The organism is Mitsuaria sp. BK037 (genome assembly GCF_014193045.1).
Classification (GTDB): domain Bacteria; phylum Pseudomonadota; class Gammaproteobacteria; order Burkholderiales; family Burkholderiaceae_C; genus Roseateles.
The window spans coordinates 1,924,928-1,944,181 of the sequence record NZ_JACHYS010000001.1; the positions used below are offsets into that span (position 1 = coordinate 1,924,928).

General features: G+C 73.2%; 17 protein-coding genes. 13 read left to right on the forward strand and 4 right to left on the reverse strand.

Annotated features, from left to right (window positions below):
* The first annotated feature begins 3 nt into the window (after window positions 1–3).
* The 10 genes from FHT37_RS07870 (at window position 4) to trxB (ending at window position 12,468) form a co-directional block, all read left to right on the forward strand.
* Window positions 4–2,940 carry a putative Ig domain-containing protein gene (locus tag FHT37_RS07870; RefSeq protein ID WP_183480012.1) on the forward strand — a complete coding sequence of 979 codons (2,937 nt, stop codon included), beginning with the start codon at window positions 4–6 and terminating at the stop codon, window positions 2,938–2,940.
* 115 nt (window positions 2,941–3,055) lie between these two features.
* Window positions 3,056–3,622: a DUF4157 domain-containing protein gene (locus FHT37_RS07875; protein WP_183480014.1), complete on the forward strand. Its 567-nt coding sequence runs from the start codon at window positions 3,056–3,058 to the stop codon at window positions 3,620–3,622.
* A 121-nt stretch (window positions 3,623–3,743) separates the two neighbouring features.
* Window positions 3,744–4,142, forward strand: coding sequence for a type II CAAX prenyl endopeptidase Rce1 family protein (locus tag FHT37_RS07880; protein WP_183480016.1), 399 nt, complete (start codon window positions 3,744–3,746; stop codon window positions 4,140–4,142).
* A 13-nt stretch (window positions 4,143–4,155) separates the two neighbouring features.
* Complete coding sequence (locus FHT37_RS07885) at window positions 4,156–6,261, forward strand: choice-of-anchor D domain-containing protein (protein WP_183480018.1); 2,106 nt, start codon at window positions 4,156–4,158, stop codon at window positions 6,259–6,261.
* A gap of 41 nt (window positions 6,262–6,302) precedes the next feature.
* Entirely contained in the window at window positions 6,303–6,863 is a 561-nt protein-coding gene (locus FHT37_RS07890; protein WP_255489517.1) for a TlpA disulfide reductase family protein, read from the forward strand.
* 143 nt (window positions 6,864–7,006) lie between these two features.
* Window positions 7,007–7,267 (forward strand): DUF4266 domain-containing protein, encoded by a 261-nt coding sequence (locus tag FHT37_RS07895; RefSeq protein ID WP_091734254.1) that lies wholly within the window; start codon window positions 7,007–7,009, stop codon window positions 7,265–7,267.
* The gene (locus FHT37_RS07900) at window positions 7,254–8,480 is read left to right on the forward strand and encodes a DUF3570 domain-containing protein (RefSeq protein ID WP_310739724.1); all 1,227 of its coding nucleotides are present in this window, start codon (window positions 7,254–7,256) and stop codon (window positions 8,478–8,480) included. The genes FHT37_RS07895 and FHT37_RS07900 overlap by 14 nt, the downstream gene beginning before the upstream one ends.
* Before the next feature lie 10 nt (window positions 8,481–8,490).
* Complete coding sequence (locus FHT37_RS07905) at window positions 8,491–9,570, forward strand: FAD:protein FMN transferase (RefSeq protein ID WP_183480022.1); 1,080 nt, start codon at window positions 8,491–8,493, stop codon at window positions 9,568–9,570.
* Window positions 9,567–11,492 (forward strand): protein-disulfide reductase DsbD, encoded by a 1,926-nt coding sequence (gene dsbD, locus FHT37_RS07910; protein ID WP_183480024.1) that lies wholly within the window; start codon window positions 9,567–9,569, stop codon window positions 11,490–11,492. Before FHT37_RS07905 ends, dsbD begins: the two co-directional genes overlap by 4 nt.
* Before the next feature lie 16 nt (window positions 11,493–11,508).
* Complete coding sequence (trxB, locus tag FHT37_RS07915) at window positions 11,509–12,468, forward strand: thioredoxin-disulfide reductase (protein ID WP_183480026.1); 960 nt, start codon at window positions 11,509–11,511, stop codon at window positions 12,466–12,468.
* A gap of 10 nt (window positions 12,469–12,478) precedes the next feature.
* On the opposite strand, the gene FHT37_RS07920 is transcribed toward trxB, so the two are convergent.
* The gene (locus FHT37_RS07920) at window positions 12,479–13,240 is read right to left on the reverse strand and encodes a hypothetical protein (protein WP_183480028.1); all 762 of its coding nucleotides are present in this window, start codon (window positions 13,238–13,240) and stop codon (window positions 12,479–12,481) included.
* A gap of 52 nt (window positions 13,241–13,292) precedes the next feature.
* Here FHT37_RS07920 and FHT37_RS07925 point away from each other — a divergent pair, with 52 nt between their 5' ends.
* Genes FHT37_RS07925 through FHT37_RS25640 form a run of 3 tightly spaced genes read left to right on the forward strand, consistent with a single transcriptional unit; the run spans window position 13,293 to window position 16,174 of the window.
* On the forward strand, window positions 13,293–13,913 hold the full coding sequence (locus FHT37_RS07925; RefSeq protein ID WP_091733763.1) for an RNA polymerase sigma factor: 621 nt from the start codon (window positions 13,293–13,295) through the stop codon (window positions 13,911–13,913).
* Window positions 13,910–14,653: a zf-HC2 domain-containing protein gene (locus FHT37_RS07930; protein WP_183480030.1), complete on the forward strand. Its 744-nt coding sequence runs from the start codon at window positions 13,910–13,912 to the stop codon at window positions 14,651–14,653. The genes FHT37_RS07925 and FHT37_RS07930 overlap by 4 nt, the downstream gene beginning before the upstream one ends.
* A gap of 3 nt (window positions 14,654–14,656) precedes the next feature.
* Window positions 14,657–16,174 (forward strand): S8 family serine peptidase, encoded by a 1,518-nt coding sequence (locus FHT37_RS25640; protein WP_183480032.1) that lies wholly within the window; start codon window positions 14,657–14,659, stop codon window positions 16,172–16,174.
* A 59-nt stretch (window positions 16,175–16,233) separates the two neighbouring features.
* Here FHT37_RS25640 and FHT37_RS07940 read toward each other — a convergent pair whose 3' ends face one another.
* From FHT37_RS07940 to FHT37_RS07950, 3 genes are all read right to left on the reverse strand, one after another.
* Window positions 16,234–16,680: an SgcJ/EcaC family oxidoreductase gene (locus FHT37_RS07940; RefSeq protein ID WP_183481403.1), complete on the reverse strand. Its 447-nt coding sequence runs from the start codon at window positions 16,678–16,680 to the stop codon at window positions 16,234–16,236.
* Window positions 16,681–16,934: 254 nt separating this feature from the next.
* The gene (locus tag FHT37_RS07945) at window positions 16,935–17,624 is read right to left on the reverse strand and encodes a response regulator transcription factor (RefSeq protein ID WP_091733757.1); all 690 of its coding nucleotides are present in this window, start codon (window positions 17,622–17,624) and stop codon (window positions 16,935–16,937) included.
* Entirely contained in the window at window positions 17,621–19,252 is a 1,632-nt protein-coding gene (locus tag FHT37_RS07950; RefSeq protein ID WP_183480034.1) for a cell wall metabolism sensor histidine kinase WalK, read from the reverse strand. The genes FHT37_RS07945 and FHT37_RS07950 overlap by 4 nt, the downstream gene beginning before the upstream one ends.
* Between the last annotated feature and the right edge of the window lie 2 nt (window positions 19,253–19,254).

Consider the following 19,254-nt stretch of genomic DNA (forward strand, 5'->3'; position numbering starts at 1 on the left):
GCCATGGGGACACGCTCCTTCTTCAGAATCCCGCGACTCCCGCGCGCGTGGCGCGCGACCGATGAATGGGTCGACGCCGCCGGTGATGCGGGCCTCGGCGCGAGGGTCGACGCGGCGGTCGACGCGACACGCGCCGCGCCGGCCGCGGGCGCGGGCTGCCGCCATTGCGCGCGGCTGCGCTGGTTCGTCGGCGGCTCGCTGCTCGCGGCGGGGCTCGTGATCCTGCACGCGGCGGCGCAGGCACCGGCCGGTGGGTCGGCCTCCGCGACGCCGGCGTCGGCCGCCGCCGACAAGGCCGGTGGCAAGGGCTCATCGGTCTACATGGCCAAGCCCGCCGCGCCGCCGGGATCGATGGCACCTATGGCATCAACGGCATCGACAGCGGCATCAACAACCTCCGGCACCTCCGACGCGACGCTCTACGTCGCGACGCCGCGGCCGCTGCCCGAGCGGCCCGAGCGCCCCTGGACGGCGACGGCCGTGCCCGAAGCGCCAGCGGCGAAGGCCTCGGCGCCGAGCCCGGCGGTGGCCTCGGCGCCCGCTCGCGACGACCTGATGTGGCTGGTCTACCAGACCGTGCCGCTGCCCAACGCCCGGCTCCACCAGCCCTACAAGGCCCGCGACGTGGTGCGCGGCGGCCGCGCGCCCTATCGCTTCAGCGTGGACGGCGCGCTGCCGCCGGGCATGTTCCTGGAGGAGGACGGCGTGCTGGCCGGCACGCCCACCGCCACCGGCACCTTCCGCTTCCTGCTGACGGTGCGCGATGCCTCGCGACCGCCGCACCTGGACCAGGCGATGTACGTGCTGCGTGTCGTCGATCCGAAGCCGGCCGCGGCGACGCCTGCCGCACCACCGGCGACCAAGCCGGCGGCCGCTGCGGCGCGTCCTGCCAAGAGCCGGCCGGACAACACGCTGAAGTCGGTGACCGAGGACCAGACCAACCTCACCGTGCCGCGCGATCCGCCGCTGCCGATGACCTATGTGCTGACGGCCGCGAAGCTGGAGACGATCTTCAAGAACGCCGAGGCCTCGATGGGCGAATCGCTGATGACCGCGGCCAATGCCGCCAACGCGGCCGACGCCACCGACGGGACCACCGTCGAGAACGAGGCCTCCGCGCCCCGCCCGCTGGCGGTGAAGCCGCCGGTGCTCGGCCCGACGCTGGACCAGCTGCGCGAGATGCTGACGCCGCTGCAGGACGTCGAGCATCCGACGCGCGCGGTGTTCCAGGACTCGCTGCGGGCGCGGCAGTGCGAATACTTCCTGCGCCACGTCAACGCGCTGGCCCTGGAGCAGCACAAGGACGCGATCCGTCGCTGCCCGCGCCGGGAGGACCTCGCCGAGACCGATCGACCGCACCTCGCGGCGAGCGGCAGTGCCGCCACGGTGAAGGCGACGAAGGCGGCCAAGCCCACCTCGCCCACCATGCCCAACTCGGCGCTCGCCCCCGGCAGCCTGCCGGTGATGACCTTCCTGGACATGCTGATGCCGCCGCATCTGCTGGAGGAGATCACCGACGTCGCCGGCACCGAGCATCCGCTGTCGCAGGCGCGGCCGCTGCGGCTCAAGCCCGATGGCTGCGGCTGCAGCCTGCAGGACATCGAGAACGACGTCTTCGGCTTCCTGCCCTACTGGATGGGCGGCGAGACCGACGCGCCCATCCCGGTGCGCTTCGACAAGTTCACCCGGCTGCAGTACATGGGCGTCCTGCTGCGCAACAACGGCGAGTACCTGCGGCCGGCGGGCTGGGATAGCCCCGGCGGCGGCTTCGCGCGGCGGGTGGACGAGCATGGCGTCGGCCTGGACCTGGTGCTCTACCGCCGCGACTTCCGCGCGCTGATGCGCCTCACCGACGAGGAGCGCAAGACGGTGCTGGACACCACCGCGGCGCAGGTCGGCGAGATGCTGGACCTGCGCCACGGCGACCTGCAGGGTGGGCTGGAGGCGCTGCTGCCGCCGGGCTGGCGCGAGGAGGCGCATGTCTACGACGGCCTGACCGTGTTCTTCGAACCCACCGACGACGAGGCCGCGGACCCGCGCTTCGAGCAGTTCCTGCTCGCCTACCTGCATCGCCTGACCGAGACGATGCAGGCCCGTAGCACGCGCGCCTTCCACCTCAACCTGGTGATTCCGCAGCACCTGCTGGGGGAGACGTCGACCGCGTTCCGCTTCAGGAACCTGCTGGCCATCATGAAGGCGGCGGAGCGCCAGCGCGGCGTCGGCGACGACAGCGGCCGCAAGGAACGCAGCGCGGCGGCGGCGACCTACAAGTCCTCGCCGGACTACGTCGGCACCAGCGACATCACGGTGAGTTTCCTCGCGCCACTGGGCACCGGCTCCGACATCGGCAAGATGCAGCTGCGCTCGCGCACCGACTTCAACGACGAGCTGGCCGGCCAGGACCGCATGGCGGTGCTGGGCAGCGTGGTGCCGGTGCTGCTGCACCCGGGCGGCAAGCCCGAGGCCCTGGCGCCAGAGGAGCAGGAGTCGCTGGACCGCGACCTGGTCTACATCGGCTGGTCCTTCGGCGGCGTCGCGCTGTGGCCGCTGCCGGTGGCGGGCCTGGGCGCGGGGGAGAGCGTGCTGACGGCGCTGGACCATCGCTTCTGGTCCTTCCTGGACCAGGACACCAGCTTCTGCCGCATCGTCTGCCCGATGCGCATGCCGCTGCGGCTGGCGCTGGAGGCGCTGATGGTGCTGGTCGGCACGGCGCTGCTGGTCTACGGCTGGAACTGCCGGGTGCGACGGATGGGCCGCGTCATCCTGATGGGGCTGTGGGCCGGCGCGATCGCCACGCTGGCGGTGGCCTTCGCGATCTTCTCCTGCGACCCGTCGCTCAACGAGCTGCGCAAGGGCAACACGCTGCTGGTCGCGATCATCCTCATCCTGGTGGTGGGCGGACTCGTCGTCACCTTCAAGCCGCGGGTGGAGCCGCCGTGAGCGCGACGGACACCGCGGGCGCCGGCAGCGCGGGAAACACGGGAAACACGGGAAACGCCGGCCACGCCAGGCGCGCCGTCCGGCGGCGCATCGATCACCTCATGGGGAGCAGACGATGAAGGACTCGACCACGGACAGCGGCACGCGGGAGCAGGTGCCCGCGGCGACGACGACGGCGCAGCGGCGCGCCGGAATGGAGGGCGGCGAGCTGTCGGAGGCCATCGACGCATCGCCCCGGCAACTGGCGCAGCGCCAGCGGATCGACGCGACCTTCGGGCCGGTGGCGCAGCGCGCGACCGACGCGCTGGAGGAAGACGAAGCGGGCACCGCGCAGGCGAAGGCCGCGCCGGTGCAGCGGCAGGAGAACCGCACCGGCATGCCGGACGGGCTCAAGGCCGGCATCGAAGCGCTGTCCGGCACCGACCTGTCGGACGTGCGGGTGCATCGCAACTCGGCCCAACCGGCGCAGCTCAACGCACTGGCCTACGCGCAGGGCAACGACATCCACCTCGGCCCCGGCCAGGACCATCACCTGCCGCACGAGGCCTGGCACGTCGTGCAGCAGCGCGAGGGCCGCGTGCAGCCGACGATGCAGATGGCCGGCGTCGACATCAACGACGACGCCGGCCTGGAGGCCGAAGCGGACCGCATGGGCGACGAGGCGCTGCGACACGGCGGGTGACGCGTCCAGCGCGGGCGTCGCCCCCATGGCGGTGCTCGGCCGTCTGATTCATTTTTTTACGACAACCTTTTTCGAGCCCCCCGGAACACACGCAGAACGTCACCGACTTCCGCCTGTGTCCATGCCGACCTTCCTCCTCGCACTGCCCCCCTGGGAGACGCTGCTGCGGCAGCTGCTGCTGGCGCCGTGTCTGGAGGAGATCGTCTTCCGGCTCGGCCTGCAGGACTTGCTCGCCAACTCCCGCGCCCTGGCGGCACGCCGTCACGCGGTCACGCTGACGGCGCTCGCCTTCGGCGCCGCGCACGCGCTCGCGCTGCTCGTCGCCGCGGCGCCCGGCCCCTGGCCCACGCTCCCCGCGCTGCTGCTCGCGCTGGCCACCGCCGCACCGGCCTGGTGGATCGGCCACGGCTATCGCCGCCATCGCTCGCTGCCACGCTGCATCGCCTGGCACCTGCTCTTCAACGCCTGCTGGCTGCTGCTTGCGGCGCCCGTGGTCCTTCCGCTTCTCTCCACCTCCTGACGAGGCTCGCGCCATGATGACCCTGCCCCGCTCCCGCGCCCTCCCCGGCGCACGCTCCGCTGTCGCCGCTTCCCCGGCTTCCGCCGCGCTCTCCACGCTCGCCGCCATCGCCGCCGCGCTGCTGGCGGCGCCCGCGTTCGCCGCCGACCCGGTCGCCGGCCAGACCCGGTTCTCGCAGGTCTGCGCGGCCTGCCACACCGTGGCCTCCACCGCCGTGGTCGACCGCGGGCGCAACAACCCCGCGATGATCCAGAACGCGATCAACACCATCCCGGCGATGACCGCGGCCGTCTCGGGCAACGTCAGCGCCACGGACCTGGCCGACATCGCCGCCTACCTGGGCAACTCGCCGGCCTCGATCAGCTTCGCGCAGACCACCGTCGGCCAGACCAGCGCCGTCTCCACCGTCACCATCAGCGCCAGCCGCCTGGCCGCGCTGAGCAGCCTCACCGCCGTCGCCAGCGGCGACTTCGCCGTCCAGGGCGGCAGCTGCGGCACCAGCGTCCCCGCCGGCACCAGCTGCACCGTCGGCGTCGTCTTCAAGCCGACCGCCGCCGGCGCGCGCAGCGGCGCCTTGACGATCACCCACAACGGCATCTCGACGGCGATCCCGATCGCGCTCAGCGGCACCGCCAACGGCGCGCTGCAGGCCGGCCTGTCCGCCGACGCCAGCAGCGTGGACTTCGGCACGCAGACCGTGGGCGTCGCCTCCGCCGCGCGTACCGTCACGCTGACCAACACCGGCACCGCCTCGCTGGACTTCGGCAGCATCGGCGTCAGCGGCGCCAACGCCGGCGACTTCACCCGCGGCGGCAGCTGCGCCGTCGGCACGCCGCTGGCCGTCGGCGCGACCTGCACCGTCACCGCGACCTTCTCGCCGGCCGCCGCGGGCGCCCGTTCCGCCTCGATCGCCGTGGCCGCCACCGCGCCGGCCGCCGGCGGCGCCGCCGCCAACGTGAACCTCGCGCTGAGCGGCACCGGCCAGATCGCCGCCGCGCCGGTGTCCAGCCTCTCGGCCAGCTCGCTGAGCTTCGGCACGGCCACGGTCGGCACCACGACCGCCGCGCAGACCCTCACCGTCACCAACACCGGCAGCGCCGCGCTGAGCTTCAGCGCGATCGCGGCCAGCGGTCCGTTCGCGGCCACCCACACCTGCGGCGCCAGCATTCCCGCCGCCGGCACCTGCACCGTGTCGGTCACCTTCACGCCGACCGCCGCCGGCGCGGCCACCGGCGCGCTGAGCCTGACCAGCAACGCCGCCGGCTCGCCGCAGAGCGTGGCGCTGGCCGGCACCGGCGCGCTCGCCAACACGGCGATCCTGGGCTGGAGCCCGGCGGCCGGCGCCGACTTCGGCACCGTCACCGTCGGCGCCGACGGCGGCCTCAAGCACTTCACGCTGAGCAACACCGGCACCGCCGCCGCGACGCTGGGCAGCTTCAGCCTGGCCGGCGCCGCCGCCGCGGACTACCGCGTCGACACGGCCTCCACCTGCGTCGCCGGCGCTTCGCTGGCGGTGGGCGCGAGCTGCGACCTGGCGATCGGCTTCAGCCCGCGCGCCGTCGGTGCCCGCGCCGCCACGGCCAACGTCGTCGCCGACAACGCCACGCTGCCCGCCGCGCTGGCGCTCAGCGGCACCGGCCAAGGCGCGCCGCAACCGGCGCTGCAGCTCTCGGCGACCTCGATCGACCTGAGCGCGGCCGACACCGCCGGCCGTCCGCTGACGCTGACCAACAGCGGCAACGCGGCGCTGCACATCGCCTCGCTGGCGATCAGCACGGCGCGTTTCTCGATCGACACGAGCGGCACCGGCAGCTGCGGCGCGGCACCGTTCACCGTCGCGCCCGGCGCGAACTGCCAGGTGACCGTGCGCTGGCTCGGCGCGGGCGCGGCGGCCTCCGACGCCGCGGCCACCGACACCGCCACGCTGACGCTGCAGGGCGACATGTCGCCCGCCACGGCCACCGTCGCGCTCAGCGGCTCGGCCGGCAACACGGCGATGTCCAACAGCGGCGGCGGCGGTTGCACGATCGGCGCCGGCACCGGCGCGGCGGATCCGCTGCTGCTGCTGATGGCCGGACTGTCCGGACTGATCCTGTGGCGCCGTCGCGCACGCCGCTGAACACGGCCGCGATCTCCCACCCTCAACGCCCTGGAGCCCCGATGTCCACTCGCCCAACTTCCTCCCACGATGCCGCGCGCCGCGGCGCGTCGTCGCGCGCCCTCACCGCGATCGCCTCGCTCGGCGCCGCGCTCTTCATGACGCTGTCGCCGGTCCACGCCGCCGATGTCGGCCAGGCGCTGCCGGTCGCGAGCGTCCCCGGCGCCGACGGCGCGCCGGTGCCGCTGTACGACGGCAAGGCCAAGCTCACCTACGTCGACTTCTGGGCCTCGTGGTGCGGCCCCTGCCGCGAGTCCTTCCCCTGGATGAACGAGATGCAGGCCAAGTACGGCGCGCAGGGCCTGCGCATCGTGGCGGTCAACCTCGACGCCCGCCGCGACGACGCCCAGGCCTTCCTCAAGGAGGTGCCCGCCAAGGTCGCGCTGGCCTTCGATCCGAAGGGCGGTTCCGCGCAGCGCGTCGGCGTGCGGGCGATGCCGAGCTCGGTGGTGCTGGGCCCCGACGGCCGCGTGCTGATGGAGCACGCCGGCTTCCGCGCCGAGGACAAGGCCGAGCTCGAGGCCCGCATCGCCGCCGCATTGAAGGCGGCCAAAGCGCCCTGAGCGCCATGAATGCCGCCCTGAGCGCCCGAGCTTCCCGAGCGTCCTGAGCGCGCGATGGCGCACCCGGCGCCGCGTCCCGACACCCACCGGCGCGGCCACCCGCGCTCCGCCGCTCCCCCTTGCTTTCACCCTGGAGTCCCACGATGTCCCTGCCTCCGACGCCTCGCCGCCGCGCCCCGCTCGCGACGGCCGCCCTGGTCGCCGGCGCGACGCTGCTCGCGTTCGCGACCACCGGCTGCGCGATCCAGCCCCCCAAGCCCTGGGAGAAGGGCGCGCTCGCCCGCCCCGAGATGACGATGGGCGGCGACGTGCTCGGCGACCGTTTCGCCCAGCACATCTACACCAGCAAGGAAAACGCCTCCGGCGGCAATGGCGTGGGAGGAGGCGGTTGTGGCTGCAATTGAGTTCGAACGCGTCCCTGCTGCGGGAGCCGTCGACGCGCCCGCGACGCGCGATGCCGGCGGCCCCGCTGCCGACACGACCGCGGCCCGCGCCGGCGCCTGGGGCGGCGTGCTCGCCGCGGCGCTGCTGCTGCCGGGGCTGCAGCCAGCGGCGCTGGCCGAGACCGCGCCCGAACAGGCCGAGGTCGCCGTCAAGCTGCTGTCCTACCGCGACCGCCAGCCCGGCTTCGACCGCATCAAGGTGACCGCGCCGTCGGTCTACCTGATGGTGCCGGTGGCCGGCCGCTGGTCGGTCGAGGGCTCGCTGGTGACCGACAGCGTCTCCGGTGCCTCGCCGCGCTTCCACAGCGCCGTCTCGGGCGCCTCGCGGCTGGACGAGGAACGCAAGGCCGGCGACATCCGCGTCACGCGCTACAACGACCGCGACGCGTGGTCCGTCGGCGCGGCCTACTCGACCGAGCACGACTACCGCTCGCGCACGGTCTCGGCCGACTACCGGCGCTCCAGCGAGGACAACAACACCACCTGGAACATCGGCGCCGCCTTCGGCGACGACTGGATCGGCTCCTCCAACGACCCGACGCTCAGCCGCGGCCGCAACACCACGCAGCTGACCGCCGGCGTGACCCAGGCCTGGACCGCGGTGGACCTGGTGCAGCTGAGCCTGGGCGCGAGCTGGGGCCACGGCATGTACTCGGACCCCTACAAGTTCCCGGACCGCCGCCCGGACCGGCGCGAGCAGTACACGGTGATGGCGCGCTGGAACCATCACTTCAGCGACTGGCGCGCGACGCTGCGCAGCAGCTGGCGCTATTACGCCGACAGCTTCGGCGTGCGCGCCAACACGGTCGAGACCGCCTGGGTGCAGCCGCTCGCTGGCGGCTGGACGCTGACGCCGATGCTGCGCTACACGACGCAGCGCGCGGCCAAGTTCTATTACGACCCGGTCTACGACCCCGCACTCGGCGCGCCCTTCCCGCCCGGCTACACCGCCACCTCGCCGCAGTACCTGTCCGGCGACCAGCGCCTGTCGGCCTTCGGCGCGATCACCGCCGGGCTCAAGGTCGCCTACGAGTTCGCGCCGCGCTGGACCGCCGATTTCAGCCTCGAGCACTACGAGCAGCGCGCCGCCTGGCGCCTGGGCGGCAGCGGCTCGCCGGGTCTGGACCGCTTCCAGGCCGACTGGCTGCAGATCGGCCTCTCGCACAAGTTCTGAGGCCACGACGATGCTGCGCGACGCCACGACCTCGCCGCCCTCGGCGGCTGCCCCGGCGGCTCCCCTGCCGCCGGACGGTCCCGCCGAACGGGAGCATCGCCACGCCTTCACGGCGATGGCCTCGCCCAACGAGATCGTGCTGGCCGGCGTCCCGCCGGCGCAGGCCGCCGACGCCTGCGCCTTCGCCGAGGCCGAGGTCCGCCGCATCGAGCGCAAGTACTCGCGCTACCGCGACGACAGCGTGATCTCGGCGATCAACGCGCGCGCGGGCCGCGGCGGCGTGACCGTCGACGCCGAGACCGCCCACCTGCTCGACTTCGCCGCCGAGCTGCATCGCCAGAGCGACGGTCTCTTCGACCTCACCAGCGGGTGCCTGCGCCGCGCCTGGGACTTCAAGGCCGGCCGGGAGCCCTCGCCCGACGCGCTGGCCCTGCAGCTCGCGCGCATCGGCTGGCATCGCGTGCAGTGGGACGGCCGCGCCATCGCGCTGCCGCAGGCCGGCATGGAGATCGACTTCGGCGGCATCGGCAAGGAATACGCCGCCGACCGCGCCGTCGCGGTGCTGCGCGAGCTCGGCTTCCGCCATGGCTTCGTGAACCTGGGCGGCGACCTGCGCGTGCTCGGTCCGCGTCCGGACGGCCAGCCCTGGGTCTTCGCCATCCGGCATCCGCGGCGCGAGCACGAGGTCTGCGCGCGCATCGCGCTGGGCAGCGGCGCCCTGGCCACCAGCGGCGACTACGAGCGCTTCTTCATCGCCGCCGACGGCCGGCGCTGCTGCCACATCCTCGACCCCCGCACCGGCCAGCCGGTGCGCCACTGGCAGGCCGTCAGCGTGGTCGCGCCGCTGTGCATCGCCGCCGGCGCCCTGGCCACGATGGCGATGCTGATCGGCGCGCCCGCCGCCACGCGGCTGAGCACGCCGGGCGTGGGCTTCCTGCTGATCGATGCCGACGGCCACCGCCACACCCACGATCCGGAGCAGCTCCTCCACACCCCGGCCGCGGGCCTGGCGACGCCGCCATCGAACGCGTCCGCGCCGGCCCTGCACGCCACTTCCCTCCCTTCCACCACTTCCTCCACGCCGTCATGAGATTCCTCGCCTCCTTCCTCGCCGGCGCCGCGACCGCGATCACGCTGGTCCTCGCCGCGCCGGGCAGTGCCCGCGCCGCCACCGATCAGCCGCCTTTCCTCGACGTCGTGCAGGCCTTCCCCGGCCAGGCGCGCGTCGACGACGCCGGACGCGGCCCGCTGCTGGTCCAGTTCGACGTCCCTCCCGGCTACCACCTCTACCGCGAGCGCTTCGCGATCGAGGCCGAGGGCACGGCGCTGCCCGCGCCGCGCCTGCCCGAGGGCAAGGCCGAGTTCGATCCCAACTTCAACAAGACGATGACGCTGTGGGCCGGCGCGGTCCGCATCGCACAGCCGCTGCCCGCCGGCGCGCTGCCCGCGTCGCTGACGGTGCGCTTCCAGGGCTGCGCCGACCGCGGCCTCTGCTATCCGCCGCAGCAGGCGCTGGTGCACCTGACGCGCGGCGGCGATGGCACCGTGACGGCTCGCTGGGAGTCGCAACCCGATGCGCTGACGGCGCCGGTCGATGAGCCTTCCACGTCGGCCGCACCCGCTGCTTCGGCGTCGCCCGCACCGTCCGGCGCCACGACGGCGACCGGAGCCGCACCGGCTACCGCTGCCGCCACCGCAGCCGCCTCGGCGGACGCGCCCGTCGACCGCAGCGCCGCCGCGCTGCAGTCGGGCAGCCTGTTGCGCGTCATCGGCATGTTCCTGCTCGGCGGGCTGCTGCTGTCCTTCACGCCCTGCGTGCTGCCGATGCTGCCCATCCTGTCGTCGATCATCGTCGGCCAGGGCGCGCCGGTCTCGCGCGCCCGCGGCTTCACGCTGGCGCTGGCCTACTCGATGGGCATGGCGATGGTCTACACCGCGGCCGGTGTCGTCGCCGGGCTGCTGGGCTCGGGCTTCGCCGCCGCGCTGCAGAACCCGTGGGTGCTGGGGTCCTTCGCGCTGCTGCTGTCGGTGCTGGCGCTGTCGATGTTCGGCGTCTGGGAATTCCAGATGCCCGGCTTCATCCAGGACAAGGTCAACAACGCGTCCAACCAGCTCAAGGGCGGCCGCCATGTCGGCGTGTTCCTGATGGGCGGGCTGTCGGCGCTGCTGGTGGGTCCCTGCGTCGCGGCGCCGCTGGCCGGCGCGCTGGTCTACATCAGCCAGACCCGCGACGTGGTGCTGGGCGGCTCGGCGCTGTTCGCGCTGGCCTGCGGCATGAGCGTCCCGCTGCTGCTGCTGGGCCTGTCCGCCGGCACGCTGCTGCCGCGCGCCGGCCGCTGGATGGAGCACGTCAAGACCTTCTTCGGCGTCGTGCTGATCGCGGTCGCGCTGTGGCTGGTGTCGCCGGTGCTGCCGACCGGCGCGCTGATGTTCCTGATCGGTGCCGCGGCGCTGATCCTGGCGATCTGCCTGGGCGCGTTCGAGACCGGCAAGCCGCGCGCGCTGAAGGCGGGCGGTGCGCTGGTGGCGCTGTGGTCCATCGCGATGATCGGCGGCGCGCTCTCGGGCGGCGACAGCGTGCTGCAGCCGCTGCGCCACCTGGCACGCGGCACCGGGTCCGCGCTGCCGATGGCCAGCGCGGAGGCCGCCGCCGCCACGCCCACGTTCGAGCGCATCACCACCGTCGCGCAGCTGGACGCGGCGCTGGCCTCGACGGACCGGCCGGTGATGCTGGACTTCTATGCCGACTGGTGCGTCGCCTGCAAGGAGATGGAGCACCTGACCTTCGCCGATCCCGCGATCGCCGCCCGGCTGCGCCAGGCGCGCCTGCTGCAGGCCGACGTCACCGCCAACAGCGCGGACGCCAAGGCCCTGCTCAAGCGCTTCCAGCTGTTCGGGCCGCCGGGGATCCTGTTCTTCGACGCCAAGGGCCGCGAGCTCGCCGCCGCGCGCACGATCGGCTTCCTGCCGGCCGATGAATTCGCCCAGCGCCTGGACCGCGCCAAGCTGTGAATCGACAGGACACCCCATGAGCACCGCCACCCGCCACACCGCCCTCCTCATCCTGGGCTCCGGTCCCGCCGGCTACACCGCCGCCCTCTACGCGGCCCGCGCCAACCTCAAGCCGCTGCTGGTCACCGGCATGGCGCAAGGGGGTCAGTTGATGACCACCACCGAGGTCGACAACTGGCCCGCCGACGTGATGGGCGTGCAAGGCCCCGAACTGATGCAGCGCTTCCAGCAGCATGCCGAGCGCTTCCAGACCGAGATCGTCTTCGACCACATCAACAGCGTCGACTTCTCCAAGCGTCCCTTCACGCTGACCGGCGACAGCGCCGTCTACACCGCCGACACGGTGATCCTGGCCACGGGCGCCTCGGCGCAGTACCTGGGCCTGCCGTCGGAAGAGTCCTTCATGGGCCGCGGCGTCAGCGCCTGCGCGACCTGCGACGGCTTCTTCTATCGCGAGCAGGAGGTCTGCGTGGTCGGCGGCGGCAACACCGCGGTCGAGGAAGCGCTGTACCTGTCCAACATCGCCAGCAAGGTCCACCTGATCCACCGCCGCGACAAGTTCCGGGCCGAGCCCATCCTGGTCGACAAGCTGATGGACAAGGTCCAGGCCGGCAAGATCGAGCTGCACCTGTTCCACACGCTGGACGAGGTGCTGGGCGACGCCAGCGGCGTCACCGGCGTGCGCATCAAGAGCACGCAGGACGGCACGACCACCGACGTCAAGCTGCAGGGCTGCTTCATCGCCATCGGCCACAAGCCCAACACCGAGATCTTCCGGGGGCAGATCGAACTGCGCGATGGCTACGTGCTGACGCGCAGCGGCTCCGAAGGTTTCGCCACGATGACCAGCGTGCCCGGCGTCTTTGCCGCCGGCGACGTGCAGGACCACGTCTACCGCCAGGCCATCACCAGCGCCGGCACCGGCTGCATGGCGGCGCTGGACGCGCAGCGCTTCCTGGAGCAGCAGGCCGGCTGAGCGGCCGCGGTCAGAAGGACCAGGCCACGCCGGCGACCCAGCGCTGCTGGGGCGGCACCGAGCTGTAGAGCCGCGACACGGTGAAGCGCCAGGCGCCGGCGGTGTAGCTCAGGCCGCCGTTGGCGAAGCGGTAGGAGCTGCCCTCGCCGCCCCAGGGGCTGACTATGCCCCAGCCCACGTCGGCGGCGAGCGCGCCCCACAGGCGCCGATGCCAGGTCAGCTCGACGATGGTCGCGCCGGGATGGCCGACCGCGTAGCCCCGCGAGGACGACGCGGCCAGGTCCGGCGACAGCGACACCGTGCCGCCCCACTGGCCCCAGGCGCCGCCGTCCCAGAGGCTGCCGATGGAGATTTCGCTGTAGCGCAGGCGGCCCGCGCCGGGGCCGGTGTAGTCGTAATAGGCGCCGGACAAGGTCAGCGTCCGGTGGTCGTCGACCTGCCACCAGCGCGTCGCCGACACGATGGCCTCGGCGGTCGCGCCGCCGTCGGGATTGAGCGTACCCAGGCCCAGGCCCAAGGCCCAGTTGCGGTCGTCGCGGTAGAAGAAGTCGGCGGTCGCGCCGGGATGGTCGCCGCTCAGGCTCAGCCCGCGCGAGACCCGCTCCGACACCACCGACAGCGTGCCGCCCCAAGTCTGTGCATCGGCGGCGCCGGGCACCGTGGCGACGGCGGCCAGCGCGGCGATTCCCACCGCCAGCGGCCGGTCCCAGACCCGGGTTCTCCCTCTGACAAGCAGGGCGGTGACGACATTTTTAGGGGGCTCGACAACCATCGGCGGCGATTGTGGCACCCATGAACGACACTTCTGCAGAATTCGTCGCCCCATGTTTCCATCTGTTCCCAATGAGTCGGACACGGCCCTCGAGTCGCGTCTGCGCACCTGGCTGCAGGCCGCCGCGGCCGGCGACCGGTCCGGCTTCGAGCAGCTCTACCGGCATTGCCAGCCGCGCCTGTCGCGCTTCGTGCTGCGCTGCTGCGGCCGGCCCGACCTGGCCGACGAGGTCGTCAACGACGCGCTCTGGATCGTGTGGCGCAGCGCCGGCAACTTCCGCGGCGAGTCGCGTGTCTCGACCTGGATCCATGGCATCGCCTACCGCTGCATGCTCAAGGCGCTGCGCGACGGCGTGACGGCCGAGGAGATCAATGCCTCCGCCGTCCATGAAGCGGAACTGGCCTCGGCCGAACCCGCCTTCAACGAGGCCGCCGACCGCGAGCAGCGCGACTGGGTGATGCGCGGCCTGGCGACGCTGCCGACCGAGCAGCGGGTGACGATGGAGCTGGCGTATTACCTGGGCGAGACCTGCGAGGACATCGCCCGCATCATGAATTGCGCCACCGGCACCGTGAAGGCGCGCATGTTCCACGCGCGGGTCCGGCTGCGCAACGTGCTGCCCGAGCTGGGCGGCCTCCCCCGTCCCGCCAGCGGCACCGAAGGACAGCCATGAGTTCCCACGACACCCCCTCCGACGCCGGCAAGGCCACCACCGATCCGGTCCACGTGACACCGAACGAGCACCGCCAGGTCTGGGACATGATCGCCTGGGTCGTCGCGGGCACCGCCACGCCGGAACAGCACCGCCAGGTGCAGGCCCACCTGCCGCACTGCGCGCATTGCCGGGACGAACTCGCGCTGCAGCAGCGCATCCACGCCGCGATGCAGGATCCCGCGGGCGTGGGCAGCGCTGGCGCCACGGCGGACGCCGACGCGATCCAGGCCGGCCTGGATCGCCTCTGGGCGCGCGACCGGGAGGCCGGACCCACGATGCCGGTCCAGGGGCCTCGGGGCCGGGCCGCCAATGACGGCGGCCGCCTGACGCGCTGGCTCAGCGCCGCGGTGGCGGTGCAGGCGGTGGCGCTGTGCGTGCTCGGCCTGAGGATCTGGCCGGGCGAGGCGACCGCCTCCGACTACGTCACGCTGAGCCAGCCGTCGACGCTGCCTTCCGGCGCGGTCGTGCGGCTGGTGCCGGAAGAGCGGGTCGACATGGGCCGGCTGCGGCAGATGCTCGCGCACCACGGGCTGCGCATCGTCGGCGCGGACGAGGACGCGAGCAGCCTGCTGCTGGCGCCCGCCATGCCGGCGGCATCGAGCGCCTCGATGCCGGCACACGCGCTGGTGCAGCAGCTGCGCGCGGAACCCGGCGTGCTGCTGGCCGAGCCGGTGGGCAGCGCGGTCGCGGAGCGCTGAGCGGTGGCTGGAGATCGCAAGTTCACGCGACGCGGCGGCGTCGCACGTCGGCTCGTGGCGCTGGCCTCGCTCGCCATGCTGGCCGCGCCGGCCCTGGCGGCCTTGGCGGCCACACCCGGCGACGAGGCCCCGCTGGCGCCGTCCACGGAGACGGTCGCGCCCGATGGCCCGTCGGCCGCGGCGAGTGCACCGCAGGCCGAAACGCGCCGTGTGATCCTGGCCGTCGAGGACCGGGGCGAGCCCTTGTCCGGCGCGGGCGGATCGCCGCGCGGCGACTACCGCCGCATGGCCGGCTACGCGGGCAGCGCCCGCGCTTCGGCGCTGTCGGAAGCGCTGGCGCGCGACTACCACCTGCACGAGGAAGCCGCGTGGACCATCGCGCCGCTGAACCTGCGCTGCATGCTGTTCACGCTGACCGGCGACGACGACGTGGGCGCGCTGCTGACGCGCGTGCGACGCGACGCGCGCGTGAAGCTGGCGCAGCCGCTGAACGAGTTCGAGACGCTGGCCGGGGGGCCGCAGGGCGGCGAGGCCGCGACGCGGCCGGGTGCGACGGGTGGACCGTCGATCGATCCGGGCACGGCCTCGGCGTCCGCCGCGGCAGCGACCTCGCCCGGCACCACGCTCGGCACGCCCGGAGCGCCCTACAACGACCCCTACTTCGGCCTGCAGAAGGGCTTCCAGCAGATGTCCGCCGCCGCGCTGCAGCAGGTCAGCGTGGGGGCGCGGGTGAAGGTCGCGGTGATCGACACCGGCGTGGATGCGCGCCATCCGGACCTGTCCGGCCAGGTCGCGCGGCAGCGGGACTATGTCTCGGGCGGCGGTGCGCTGGTCGAGGGCGTGCCCGAGCGCCACGGCACCGAGGTGATGGGCCTGATCGCCGCGCGCGCCAACAACCGCCAGGGCATCGTCGGCCTGGCGCCCGGCGCGGTGATCACCAGCTACCGCGCCTGCTGGACCGAATCGCGCGCGGAGCGGCCCGGCCCGGGCACGGCGCGCTGCAACTCGTTCACGCTGGCGCAGGCGCTGGGCGCGGCCATCGCGGACGGCGCCGACGTGATCAACCTGAGCCTGGGCGGCCCCAGCGATCCGCTGCTGACCCGCCTGGCGCGCCATGCGCAGTCGCGCGGCGCGGTGCTGGTCGCCGCGGCGCCGCCGGAGCGGCTCGGCAAGGGCTTTCCCAGCGAGGTGCCCGGTGCGCTGGTCGTGGCCAGCGCCGGCGATGCGGCCGAGGCGGACGCGGACGGCTGGCTGGTCGCGCCCGGGCGCGCGGTGCTGACGACGGTGCCCAACGGCGGTTACGACATGGACACCGGCAGCTCGCTCGCCGCCGCGAACGTCACCGGCGTCGTCGCGCTGCTGCGCGCGGCCGATCCGGTGGCCGATGCGCCGCGCCTGCGGCGCGCGCTGCTGGGTTCGATGAGCGCGACCGGCGGCATCAATGCCTGCGCGGCGGCGCGGATGCTCGGCGTGTCCGGGCTGCGCTGCGACGGCGAGGCCGCCGCGACGGCAGCCCGCTGAGCGCACTCGCCGCGCGAGGCGCCGCGCCGCTCAAGGCCCGTTGATCACGGGCTCGTCGATCAGGGACGCGTCGCCTCGGGCATCGCCGACGAGTGGTGATGCGCGATCAGCCATTGCCCGTCGCGCCACTGGTACACGTAGGTGTAGCGCGCCTTGACCGAGCTGCCGTCGGCGAAGCGGAAGGTGTAGGTGCCGACGTCCTGCGCGACATTGCAGTCGATCTTGATGACGCGCTTGTCGATCGTTCCCTGCGGCTTGTTCTTCAGGAACTTCACGAAGTAGTCACGGATCTCGGCCGGCGTGGTGCGCGGCTCATTGGTGAGCGTGGGCAGCAGCACGGCATCGGGTGCGTAGTTGGCGATGACGCGCTCGGGACTGCCGGTGGTCAGCGAAGCATTCCAGCGGTCGAAGAGCGCCGCGATCTGCGCCCGGTCCGCGGCAACGCAACTGGCGGTGGACGCGGCCCGGTCCTGGGCCGAGGCGGTGCCGGCGACGGCGCCGAGCATCAGCGCGGCCAGCGTGGGCACCCAGCGGGCGCGGGACAGCGACCCCGGGCTCGAGCGGACAGCGGAGGCATCGCGGAGATGGGCGGTGACGGTCATGTAGGAAGGCTCCAGATCGATCGTTGAGAGAAGCGCCTGCTCGGCGCCGCGCCGGAAGACCCGGCGCAGGATCGATTCTGGAAAGCCCGCATGAACCCGAGCCGCACGGAAGATGAACCGAAGCGGCGATCCAGATGAACCGCAGATGAACGGGCCGGCTACTCGGCCGCGTCGTCCATCCGGTAACCCAGGCCCCGCACCGTCTTGAGCAGCGGCAGCGCGTGCCCCTCGTCGATCTTGGCGCGCAGCCGGCGCACGTAGACGTCGACGACGTTGGTGAGCGGATCGACCTGCGCGCCCCACACGTTGGCCAGGATCCGTTCACGGCTGAACAGCCGGCCCGGCGCGCTCATCAGCAGCTCCAGGAAGGCGAGCTCCTTCGCGGTCAGCGTGATGGGCCGGTCGGCGCGGCGCACCTGCATGCGCTCGCGATCGAAGGTCAGGTCGGCCACGCGCAGCACGGCGGCCTCGACCCGCTGCTCGCGCCCGCGGCGCTGCAGCGCGACGAGCCGCGCGAGCAGCTCCTCGAAGTCGAAGGGCTTGACCATGTAGTCGTCCGCGCCCAGGCGCAGGCCACGGACCTTGTCGGCGGTGCTGTCCATCGCGGTCAGCATCAGGATGGCCGCGTGATGGCCCTCGGCGCGCAGCGTCTGGCACAGGTCCAGGCCGCCCAGGCCCGGCAGCATCAGGTCCAGGATGATCAGCGCCGCCTCGCCGGTGCGGGCGCGGGCCAGGCCCTCGGGCCCGGTCGTCGCCACCTCGACCACGTAGCCCTCGGCGCTCAGCCCGCGACGCAGGAAGTCGGCGATGCGGGCATCGTCCTCGATGAGCAGGATCTGTCGGTTCATTCGTCGTGGGCACCGGCTGTCACCAGCGGCGCGTCGTGGGAGTCGGGAAAGATCAGGTGGACGGTGGTGCCGGCGCCGACGCGGCTCTCGATCTCGAGCGCGCCGCCGTGCGCGGCCAGGATGGACCGGGCGATCGACAAGCCGATGCCGGTGCCGTCGGCGCGATGGTCGCGGGCCAGCCGCCCGCGCATGAAGCGCTCGAACACCAGCGGCAGCTCGTCCTCGGGAATGCCGATGCCGGAGTCGATCACGCTGATCCGGTGCTGGCCCTCGCCGGCGGTCCAGGCGACGTGCACCGTGCTGTCCGGGCGGGAGTAGCGGATCGCGTTGTCGATCACGATGACCAGCGCCTGGCGCAGCCGGGTCTCGTCGACATGCACGTCGATGCCATCGGGCACCGCGTCCACCGCCAGCGTCAGGCGATGGACCGCGGCCAGCGCCCTCGCCTGCGCGATCGCGCCGTCCAGCAGCGTCCCCAGCGGCAGCCAGTCGCGCGCGATGTCGAGCTCGTTCGCCTCGGCCCGCGCGATCAGCAGCAGGTCGTCCACCAGGCCGGTCAGCTGCTTGACGGCAGCGACGATGCGCTGGAGCGCCAGCCGGTAGTCCTCGACCGGCAGCGCGGCCGCGCGCAGCGCGACGTCGGCCTCGCCGCGGATCACCGTCGCGGGCGTGCGCAGCTCGTGGCCGAGGTCGGCGAAGAGCTGCCGCCGGCGGTGGTCCAGCTGCTGCAGCGACTGATGCGCGCGCTCGAGTTCGCCGGTGCGGGCGCGCACCTCGTCCTCCAGGCCGCGCCGCACGGCCTCGGCGGCCTCGCGGTGGTGCTGGACCTCCTGGGCCATCGCGTTGAAGCGCCGGGCGACATGGTCGAACTCGTCGCCGCTGCCGACGGGGATGCGGTGATCGAGCCGACCGGCCTGCACCGCCTGGGCGCCCTCGAGCAGCGCATCCAGCGGCCGCTTCAGGCGCCGGCTCAGGTGCAGGCTGAGCAGGACCGCGAGCGCGAAGGTGATGCCGACCATCGCCACCGCCTGCAGCCGCAGCCGTTCGATGCCCTGCTCGGTGGCGGCGCGGGCGATCGGGACCGCCTTGCGCTGACTCTCGATCGCGCCGTTGAGCAGGTCGCGCAGGTCGCGACCGTGGGTCATGTCGAAGACCTGGTTGAGCTGGCGCCAGACGGCCTCGAAGCCTTCCCGGTCCTGGTGCGGCGTCAGCGCGCGCAGCTGGCGCCGCAACTCGACGAGGCTCTCGCCGAGCAGCGCGCTGATGTCCACCAGCTGCGTGGCCTCGGCCGGGACGGGGACGCCGTCGCGCTCGGCGATGTCCTGCCAGGACTCGAGATGGCGGCGCGTCACCTCGTCCAGACGACGCACGCTGGCATCCATCGCGTCGAGCAGGCGCTCGCGCGCGGCGTCGGTGGCGCCGGCCCCCATCACCTGCTGGGCGGCCCAGTTGCGCAGGCGCTGCTTGTTGGCGGAGAGGTCCAGCAACTCCGACAACAGGTCGCTGGTCAGGCGGCTGTGGCGCGCGTAGCCATCCACGCGCACCGTGCCCAGGTAGACGAAGCCGGCCTGGAGGCAGACCAGCGCCAGCATGGCGGACAGCGCGAGCGTGAGTCGGAGTCGGTACATGC